This is a genomic window from Actinomadura montaniterrae (genome assembly GCF_008923365.1).
Lineage (GTDB): Bacteria > Actinomycetota > Actinomycetes > Streptosporangiales > Streptosporangiaceae > Spirillospora > Spirillospora montaniterrae.
The window spans coordinates 1-9,055 of the sequence record NZ_WBMR01000302.1 but is presented as its reverse complement, the minus strand read 5'-3'; the positions used below and the strand labels follow the sequence as shown (position 1 = coordinate 9,055).

General features: G+C 67.7%; 7 protein-coding genes. 4 read left to right on the top strand and 3 right to left on the bottom strand.

Going from position 1 to position 9,055, the window contains the following annotated elements; genetic code table 11:
- Nucleotides 1–392: 392 nt before the first annotated feature.
- The gene (locus tag F9B16_RS46225; RefSeq protein ID WP_151546627.1) at nt 393–1,094 is read right to left on the bottom strand and encodes an alpha/beta fold hydrolase; all 702 of its coding nucleotides are present in this window, start codon (nt 1,092–1,094) and stop codon (nt 393–395) included.
- Nucleotides 1,095–1,293: 199 nt separating this feature from the next.
- On the opposite strand from F9B16_RS46225, the gene F9B16_RS46220 reads away from it, so the two are divergent.
- Nucleotides 1,294–2,856, top strand: a complete 1,563-nt coding sequence (locus tag F9B16_RS46220; protein WP_151546626.1) for an MFS transporter — start codon at nt 1,294–1,296, stop codon at nt 2,854–2,856.
- Nucleotides 2,853–3,464 (top strand): acyl-CoA-like ligand-binding transcription factor, encoded by a 612-nt coding sequence (locus F9B16_RS46215; protein ID WP_151546625.1) that lies wholly within the window; start codon nt 2,853–2,855, stop codon nt 3,462–3,464. Before F9B16_RS46220 ends, F9B16_RS46215 begins: the two co-directional genes overlap by 4 nt.
- A gap of 36 nt (nt 3,465–3,500) precedes the next feature.
- On the opposite strand, the gene F9B16_RS46210 is transcribed toward F9B16_RS46215, so the two are convergent.
- Entirely contained in the window at nt 3,501–4,478 is a 978-nt protein-coding gene (locus tag F9B16_RS46210; RefSeq protein WP_151546624.1) for a DUF2804 domain-containing protein, read from the bottom strand.
- Between the two features lie 288 nt (nt 4,479–4,766).
- Between F9B16_RS46210 and F9B16_RS46205 the strand changes: the two genes are divergently transcribed.
- Together F9B16_RS46205 and F9B16_RS46200 are read left to right on the top strand one after the other, a co-directional pair.
- Nucleotides 4,767–6,803 carry an AAA family ATPase gene (locus F9B16_RS46205; RefSeq protein ID WP_151546623.1) on the top strand — a complete coding sequence of 679 codons (2,037 nt, stop codon included), beginning with the start codon at nt 4,767–4,769 and terminating at the stop codon, nt 6,801–6,803.
- A gap of 92 nt (nt 6,804–6,895) precedes the next feature.
- The gene (locus tag F9B16_RS46200; protein WP_151546622.1) at nt 6,896–8,029 is read left to right on the top strand and encodes a hypothetical protein; all 1,134 of its coding nucleotides are present in this window, start codon (nt 6,896–6,898) and stop codon (nt 8,027–8,029) included.
- Nucleotides 8,030–8,280: 251 nt separating this feature from the next.
- Here F9B16_RS46200 and F9B16_RS46195 read toward each other — a convergent pair whose 3' ends face one another.
- Nucleotides 8,281–9,051, bottom strand: coding sequence for a transposase family protein (locus F9B16_RS46195; protein ID WP_151546628.1), 771 nt, complete (start codon nt 9,049–9,051; stop codon nt 8,281–8,283).
- Nucleotides 9,052–9,055 lie beyond the last annotated feature (4 nt).

The window sequence follows — 9,055 nt, the reverse complement described above, 5'->3', positions numbered from 1 at the left end:
CTCAGGGGCCGCAGAGGCTCCAAAGTCAAGGGTGGACGAAGTCCATCGCGAAGCGACGCCGAAGGCGCCCTTGACTTTGCAGGGGCGGCCCCGTACGCAAGCGCCACCCCACCACCCGAACACCCCTCTTGCTCCATCTCCCGAACAACCCCTCACACCGATCGCGATCCCTCAATGCCCCCGCCTCAATGCCCCCGCCCCAATGCCCCCGCCCCAATGCCCCCGCCCCAATGCCGTCCTCGATACGACGACCCCGGCACGACCACCCCCAGCACGCCCCCCCGGCACGATCACCCCGATGCGAGCACCTCGGCGCGACCGCCCCCGCGCGACCGCCCCCGCGCGACCGCCCCCGCGCGGATTCGTCGAGGCTTCCAGGTGGCCCTCTGCCTCTATGCGTCCGTGGGCCTCGCCGTCACCGTGTCGTGCTCGTCGAGCAGGAGGGCGGCGACCGCATCCGGGGCCTCGCGCATCGCGTCGTGACCGGTCGGGAGGTCGTGGACCCGCCACCCGGGATCGGCCGCGAGCCGGTCGCGGAGCCTGGCGAAGGGCGTCCGGTCCTCCCATCCCGAGCAGTAGACGAACTCTCGGCGAGGGATCTGGGCGAGCGCGTCGGTGAGCCGGACCGCCTGCAGGAACGACGCGAGCGGATGGGGGCGGCGGCGCGGGTCGCCGCCGCCCGGCGGCCGGACGGAGTAGCCGGTGGACGCGGCGCCGGCGGCGAACACCTCCCGGAAGCGCTCGGTCGTCGACGACCAGCACGACTCGCCATCGCGCGGCACGTAGGCGTCGAGATGCACCAGCCGCGAGATCCGCCCGGCGGCGCGGTCTGCGGCGGCGGAGACCACCATCCCGCCGTAGCTGTGCCCGACGAGCGTCGCGCCGGTGATGCCGGCGCGGTCGAGGCGCCGCAGGACGTCGCCGGCGTGCGTGTCGAGGTTGGCGGTCGCGACGGTCGCCTCGTCGTCGTCCGGCCGCAGGCCGGTCAGGGTCAGCGCGTGAACGGCATGGCCGGCGCGCTCCAGCAGCGGGACCACCGCCTGGTACGTCCAGGAGCCGCGCCAGCCGCCGGGCACGAGAACGAACGTCGCCATGGGTTCCTCCCTCTCTCAAGCCTGCGTGAAGGCAGTCTCACAAGACCGCGGCGTGGCCGACCACCGATAGGACGCCATGCGATGCCCGTTCGCCGCCAATAGCCGCTTCCCGCGTAAGAGAAGCCGGAAAACGATTGACTGCTCTCAACTGAGAGTTCACTATCAAAATATAGCGAGCTGTCACTTTGAGGAGGACGCCATGACGACGACGCATCCCGGGCGGTCGCCGCGGCGGTGGTGGGCGCTGGCGGCGCTCACCCTGAGCGTGCTGATCGTGGGACTGGACGGGACGATCATCAACGTCGCGCTGCCCACGCTGTCGGACGAGCTGGGCGCGACCAGCGCGCAGCTGCAGTGGATCGGCGGCGGCTACCTGCTGGCGCTGTCGGTCGGGATGCTCCCGGCCGGGCTGCTCGGCGACCGGTACGGCCACCGGCGGCTGCTGGTGGGCGGGATCGCGCTGTTCGGGCTGGCGTCCGCGGCGGGCGCGCTCGCCGGGACGGCCGGCCAGGTGATCGCGGCGCGCGCCGTCCTCGGCCTCGGCGCGGCGATGATCACTCCGCTGTCGATGGCGATCCTGCCGCGCGTGTTCGGCAGGGACGAGCTGCCGCGCGCCATCGGCGTGTGGACGGCGGCGACGGCGGTCGGCATGCCGATCGGCCCGCTCGTCGGCGGGTGGCTGCTCGACCACTTCCCGTGGGGGTCGGTGTTCCTGTTCAACGTGCCGGTGACGGTGCTCGCCGCGGTCGCGTGCCTTCGGCTGCTCCCCGCGGACGGCCCGCGCGACCGGGACGGCAGGCCATTCGACTACCTCGGCACGGTGCTCGGCACCCTCGGCATCATCGCGCTCGTCTACGGGACCATCCAGGTGCCCGGGCACGGCTGGGGCAGCGCGTCCGTGCTGGTCCCGCTCGCCGCCGGCGCGGTGCTGGCGGTCCTGTTCGTGCGGCGGCAGCGGCGCGCGGCGGCACCGCTGGTCGACCTCGGCCTGTTCGCGGACGGGACGTTCCGGTGGGGCGCGATCATCGCCGTGTTCGTCAACTTCGCGGTGATGGGGCTGCTGTTCGTCGTCCCGCAGTACCTGCAGGCCGTGCTCGGCAACGGCGCGTTCGGCGGCGGGCTGCGGCTGCTGCCGCTGATCGGCGGGCTGATGGCGGCGGCGACGCTGGCCGAGCCGCTCGTCCCGCGGGTCGGCGCCCGCGTCGTGATCCCCGCCGGGCTGCTGCTCCTCGCCGCCGGCGCGCTGCTCGGCGCCGCCACGGGCACCGGCGACGGCTACGCCCCGGCCGCCGGATGGCTCTCGCTCGCGGGCCTCGGGTTCGGGCTGGCGATCGTCCCGGCGACGAGCCTGGTGATCGGGTCGCTGCCGGAGGACGGGCCCGGCACGGGCACGAGCCTGCTGGAGACGATCCAGCAGCTCGGCGGGGCGCTCGGCGTCGCGGCGCTCGGCAGCGTCCTGAACGCGGGGTACCTGGCGCGGCTGTCGGTGACGGGTCTGCCGGACGCGGCGGCGAGCGCGGCGCGCGGCTCGGTGACCGGCGCGGACGCGGTGGCCGCGCGCCTGCACGACCAGGCGCTGCTGGCGTCGGCGCACGGCGCGTTCGTCCACGGGATGAGCCTGACGCTGCTGGTCTGCGCGGGGGCCGCCCTCCTCGCCGCCGTCCTCGCGGCCGCCTTCCTGCCCGGACGGGCCCGCGCCGCGCAGGCCCTGCCGGCCGCCGCACCGGAGCCGGCCGCGCGCGCGGGAGAATTGCCGGCATGAGCACCAGGGAGAGCCCGGCCGGCAAGCCGTGCGGGCTGCGCGAGCGCAAGAAGGCGAGGACCCGGCTGGCGATCCGGCGCGCCGCGTACCGGCTGTTCGACGAGCAGGGCTACGAGGCGACGACCGTCGACCAGATCGCCGCGGCGGCCGAGGTCTCCCCCAGCACGTTCTTCCGCTACTTCCCGGCGAAGGAGGACGTGATCCTGTCGGACGAGTACGACTCGGCGCTCGTCGACGCGCTCGCCGCGCGCCCGGCGGACGAGCCGGTCCTGCTGTCGCTCCGGCACTCGATGACCGACTCGCTGGGCCTCGTCCTGGAGGCCGACCGGGAGGAGCTGTTCACCCGGATCCGGCTCTCCTTCACCGACCCCGGCATCCGGGCCCGGGCGATGGACGAGCAACTGCGCAACCAGGACGCGGTGGCCGCGGCCATCGCGGACCGGACCGGCCGGGACGCCGCGGAGCTGGACGTGCGGTGCGCGGCGGCGGCGATCATCGCGGTCTCGATGACGGTGATGCGGCACTGGGTGGACGGCGGCGGCGAGGAGGACCTCACCGCCCTGTACGACCGCCAGCTGACCGTCCTGTTCGAGGGGCTGCGGATCTGACCCGGAGCGGCGCCGGCGACCGGCGCCGCCCGCTCACTAGCGCTGGCGCGCCTCCTCGGCCCAGCCCGTGAGCCCGTCGAACTCGACCCAGGCGCCGTCGTCCGCGCGGGCCCGCCCGCTGAAGTGCCCGAAGCACTGGTGGGTCTCGCTGCCGACGACGCCGAGCTCGACCCGGGACGCCTTCTCGTGGAACGGCCGGAACTCCACTTCGACGTCGTCCCCGAGGATCGCCCAGGGCCGGGTCCAGGCGGACCGGTCGTAGGTCCACTCCAGCTCGCCGCCGATCTTGTGCAGGCGGCCGCCGGCGATGAGCGCGTTCTCGGTCATGCCGGTGCCGGCGGTCCACTTGCCGCCGAGCTGGAGCGCGACGCCGGGGCCGGCGGCGGCCGCCCAGTTCCACGTCATCCGGTACGGCCACTTGCCGCGCCCGTGGTCGAGGACGGCGAAGGCGCCCTCCCCGATCTCGTGCTCGCCGGACGGCAGCACCAGCCGCCCGTGCACGGGCCGCCCCACGTCCTTCACCGTGTACTGGAACCGGGTCTCGCTCCACGGGATGACCACGCCGAGCGACTCGTGGCCGTCCGGCAGGGGGATCTCCAGTTCGATGCGGACGCCGCGCGCGGCGGCGCGCAGCGAGGTGCCGTCCGGGCGCTGCCGGACGCCGATCGCCACGCCCCCGCCGCGGACGGCGGCCTCGCCCTCGCCGCTGCGGTCGGGGAACGCGGCGCCGCGCGCGAACGGGACCACCGCGTCCCTGCCGGTCTCCTCGCCGGTCTCGCGGTTGAGCACGTAGATCCCGTGCACGCCCGCGTAGTCGAGGGACGACGCGACGAGCCCGATGATGTGCCGGGGCGTGACGACGCCCCAGTACTCCCAGCGCTTGGCGCGGCCCCAGCCGCGCAGGTTCGCGCGGTGCAGGGGCCGCCGCGTCCAGCCGACCGCCGCGGGATCGAGGCGCCCGTCGGGCAGGCACAGGTCGACGGGCTCGGTGATCTCGCGCTCGCGGGTCGGCATCCCCCGACCCTAGCGGCCGGTGCGCCCACCAGGCCCGGACAGCACAGGCAGTGACGGTATGCCGCTCCGAAGAAGCGGATCACACCTCCGTCGGCTACAAGCAGCCACGGACCATGCAGTCCGACTTTGCAAGGCAGAGCCCCGAACGGGCTCCGTCTGCCACACCGCTCACCCTGAGTAATAGAACCTACATTCTGGTGGCATTTCGAGGATAGCCCAGCTTCTCGTTTCGCCGGAAGTGACCACTAAGTTGACCGCGGCGGGGATACGGACCGGTACGCTTCCTGCATGCCCTCAGACACCGTCAGCCGCGATGCCGTTCTGGACGCGATGAAGGAGTACGACCAGCTGAGTCACCAGGAACTCGCTGCAAGGTTCAGCACACCCCGCTCTCGCAAGTACGTCGTCACACATGACGCCAAGGAGTACGACATACGAACACTTCTCTCCATTGTACGATCACGCCAAGCCGCTGCTCACCACATTGAGCATGCCGGGACCGCCGACGATCACAAGGACATCACCCTTCTGAGGTCTCTGGGTTTCCCGATCAGAGTCACCCGTCCAGATCCCAGTTCCGTGCAGTTCACAGAAACCGACTGCCACCTGTTCAAAAAGTACCCTCAGCGGGTACCTTGGAACGCCGAGAACGTCCCCCCTCAAGATCAGAGCCACTTCAAGGAAATCTGGAACAAGCTGAAGCTCGTCGCCGCGTGGCTGGAGAGCAGCATGCGGACCGACATTCCACTCCAATCCAATACAAGCATCCTCCAGCCGAACGCCAGAACCGCCAGGGACATGTGGTGTTGCGCGTTTCCAGCCACCGTCTCCAACAAGTCATACGCATTGCAGGCCGCGCTCATCATATCCGAGCGAGGGGCAGAAATTTGCATCTGCCCCGGCGGGGGAAAGTCCCAGATTACCGACACTGGAAAAGCGAACAGCGCCGCGGCACAGTTTCACGCACTTCAGAGGAAGCTAACGTCAGTTCCCCTTCAGGTCATCACGGCTGTTGAACAGGGGCTCCCACCCGAAGCCCGTTTTCGTAGGTCATGGCGCATGGAAGCAGGAAGCGGAGAGTTCACCTCACTGCAGGACTGGCTGGCTTACGCAGCGAGGCCCGAAGGAGCCCAGGCCAGCATCTCGGTGTACTTGGACCCGGGAGAACTCGAGGAGGCCGGCACCTACATCAACGACATCCTACTGAACACGGCGAACGCGGTTGCGCCCCTATTCGAGTACTGCTACCTGGGAGAGGAGTCGCCAATGCATCCCGTTTCGCTCTTCGACGTCGACGGGCTTCGTGCGCTGGCAACCGAGCCACAACATCGTCTCAAGCTCAATGAAAACGTATACCGTTCCGTGGTGTCGGCGATCCGCAGCGGCAAACACGTTATTCTTACGGGGCCTCCAGGAACCGCGAAGACGACCCTTGCGGAACTCATCTGCCAACTTGCAGAAAACGCGGGTCTCTGTGAGGGGCACACGCTGACGACGGCCACCGCCGACTGGACCACCTACGAGACGATCGGCGGCCTGCGGCCTCGCGAATCAGGTGCCGGCCTCGAATTTCGAGACGGCCTCTTCCTGAAGGAACTGCGCAGGAAACGATGGCTGGTGATCGACGAGCTCAATCGTTCGAATTTCGATCGAGCGTTCGGTCAGCTTTTCACAGTCCTCTCGAAACAGCCGGTCGTCCTGCCGTATGAAGACGGGAAGCGCCGCCCGATCGTTTTACTTCCAAGCGGCACGAAAACGGTGTACCCCGACCGAGACTACGACGTGATCTCTATTCCCGAATCATGGCGTATCATTGCCACGATGAATGTGTTCGACAAGTCACTGCTTTTTGACATGTCATTCGCCCTGATGCGACGTTTCGCGTTCATCGAGGTGCCCGTACCTCCCCGGGAGACCTATCGAGAACTTTGGGCGAACAAGATTTCCGGAGCAAGCGAAGAGCATCGGAATGCCATTAACGCGATCCTCGACAAACTCTACGGGATCACCAAGCACAAAGAGATAGGACCGGCAACCTTCAACGACATGGCACGATACGCTCTTGAGTACGCCGGCGACGACCCACTCAGCGGAGCGGAGTCCGAGGAGCTGTCTTTTCAGCTCTTCTACAGCTATCTGCTTCCGCAGTTCGAAGGCATCAGCCAACCGGCAGGGAAGAGCCTTTTCCGTGAGATGCGTTCACTCGTCGGGAGCGGCAACGAGGATCGCCTGTACCGCACCCTTACCGCCGTACTCGGACTCGACCTCGGGCCGCTTTCATCGCTGCAAGCGATCGATTCCAGCGAGAACGAAATGGAGTTCTAGCGGTGATGGAACTCCGGTGGAACCGACAGGCCCAAATCAGCGAGGTACGAGACCGAATATGGTCCTACATATCTCCCGCCTCCGAGCCCGCTATGCCGAACCTACTGACCGCTGCCGCGCTACTGAAATGGCCTGAGGATGAGGCCCTGCGACTGGGAGACCTACATTTTATCCTCTCCCGCGAAGTCGGCCTATTTCTCACCTCCATGCGGAACATAGAAAGAAAGCTCGTCACGACATCCGCACGCGAAGAACATTGGTCCGCCGAACGCATTGACGGCCCGATAGCTTGGGGGCCGACCCAGGCTCGGCGCGGCGTTACCGGCAATTCCGGCATTCATGTCACGACTCCGGCAAGGCGCGACTATCAGACGCCGGAGAACGAGCTCCTCGTCCATGTTCTCGACGGTATCGTCGAGTCGGCCCAGAGAATTGGGTGGACCGGCAGAGCCGGAAAGAACGCCGCTGGCGGGAAAGTTCGCAGCCGGCTGGCGATCGCGCTGGAACTGCAAAGCCACAAGGTGTTCTCCGGAGTTGACCGCAAGAGGCCGACCGAGCGGTCGGTCGGGCGCATACGTGCCGGCCGCAACAGTCGGCGCTATACCCCGGCTCTCGACGCCTATGACCGGTTGGCGGCCTTGGTTGAGCGGGTCGACCGGACTGCAATAAGGGAGGCCATCGAGCACGCCGGCCTCGTCACGAGTGTGGAATCAACGCTTTTCGAGCTGCTCGTCACGTTCCGTGTTATCGATGGTCTCCGGCAGAACGGATGGCGGATGCAACCTCTTTTCACCTTTGAGGGAAGTGTGCAGAGTCATGGTTCGAAGGATGACGGGAGAAAACTTGAACTCCACTACCAGTCAGTTCCGAATGCCCTCAGCACAGGAAGCATCTACCGCAGTGTTCTCACCTCCCACCATTTTACCAACGTTCAGGAACTCCGCCCTGATCTCTGTTTGCGCTGGACAGACAGTGCGGGCGTCCGTCGACACCTTCTTATCGAATGCAAGCTCACCGAGGCAGGCAGGGTCACCGTCGCAGCTCGCCATGCGCTACTAGACCTACTGGCTTACAGACAGGCGTTCGGTCCGACGCTCGGCAGCAGCGGCATCCCATACGGCTTGGGTGTGGCCTGGGGGCAGGGGTTGGCGCCGGCGACTGATGGGGAAGTGGTGCTCTGTACACCGGAGAAGCTCGACGAGGCGATACGCCAAATCGTTGTCTGACGTTCTCAGCAATCGCTCTCCGAAGCAGCGAACATCTACTCGCTTCTTCGTCGGCGGCGCCGATGCGATCATGCGCACGCCTCTCGTCGCGCAGGCCTCCGGCTTAGCGCGCCTCCGAGTTACAGCATACGGACCATGGGAGCTTCCGGCTGAGAGACGCCGGTGGCCAAGCGCCTCGCCTGCGGTCCTTCGAGGCCCTAAGAACCAGTGACGCCACGTGCAGGGCTCAAACTAGACATAATGAGCCTTTTTCAGCGTGATGTGGTCTCGCGGAGTTGCAGGGTGTGGATGGCCTTGGTGATACGACCGGCGCGATAGGGGCAGCAGCGCAGCTTCCGCAGGATTCGCCATGACTTGAGTTGGGCGTTCGCTCGTTCACCGGGCCCGCGGAGCTTGGCGTGCGCGCGGTTCGCCTCCTTCTGCGCTTCGGGCTTGTCGTGTCCCTTGTAGGGCGTGAGGACGTGCGCGCCGGCGCCCTGATACGCCTTGTCGGCCAGCACGGCCAGGCCGGTGGCCGCCAGCGCCCGGACGACGCCCCAGATCCGGGCGGCCGCCAGGTCGTGGACCGAGCCGCGCAGCGGTCCCGACACCCACAGCAGAGCACCGTCTGGAGCGGCAATCACCTGGAGGTTCATGCCGTGGCGGCGATGCTTTCCTGAGTAGTAGGGCCGGTCGGCGGCGACCCGGTCGATCGCGATCAGGGTGCCGTCCAGGACCAGGTACGGCAGTCCGTCCTTGACCGCTGTGGCCAGGGCGGCACCGAGTTGGGGCGACCGAGCCGCCAACGCCTCGACGGTCTCGTTGACGTAGCGCCACGCAGTGCTGGTGGAGACGGCGAAGCCCGCACCCAGTTCGACGAAAGTCTCACCTTTACCCAGGTGGACCAGGGTCATCAGCGCCTGCAGGCCGGGCGGCAACGCCCGGCCCTTGCTGCCGATCTTCTTGCGGTGCCGGCGGACGACGCCGGTGGCGTAGGTCAGAGTCTGGCGCGACAACGGCAGCGAAGCACGATACAAAAGCATGCGG

Bases quoted from the DNA above. Each gene is read 5' to 3' on its own strand.
- F9B16_RS46225 (WP_151546627.1), bottom strand. From the start codon at position 1,094: ATGGCGACGTTCGTTCTCGTGCCCGGCGGCTGGCGCGGCTCCTGGACG.
- F9B16_RS46200 (WP_151546622.1), top strand. From the start codon at position 6,896: ATGCCGAACCTACTGACCGCTGCCGCGCTACTGAAATGGCCTGAGGAT.
- F9B16_RS46220 (WP_151546626.1), top strand. From the start codon at position 1,294: ATGACGACGACGCATCCCGGGCGGTCGCCGCGGCGGTGGTGGGCGCTG.
- F9B16_RS46215 (WP_151546625.1), top strand. From the start codon at position 2,853: ATGAGCACCAGGGAGAGCCCGGCCGGCAAGCCGTGCGGGCTGCGCGAG.
- F9B16_RS46205 (WP_151546623.1), top strand. From the start codon at position 4,767: ATGCCCTCAGACACCGTCAGCCGCGATGCCGTTCTGGACGCGATGAAG.
- F9B16_RS46195 (WP_151546628.1), bottom strand. From the start codon at position 9,051: ATGCTTTTGTATCGTGCTTCGCTGCCGTTGTCGCGCCAGACTCTGACC.
- F9B16_RS46210 (WP_151546624.1), bottom strand. From the start codon at position 4,478: ATGCCGACCCGCGAGCGCGAGATCACCGAGCCCGTCGACCTGTGCCTG.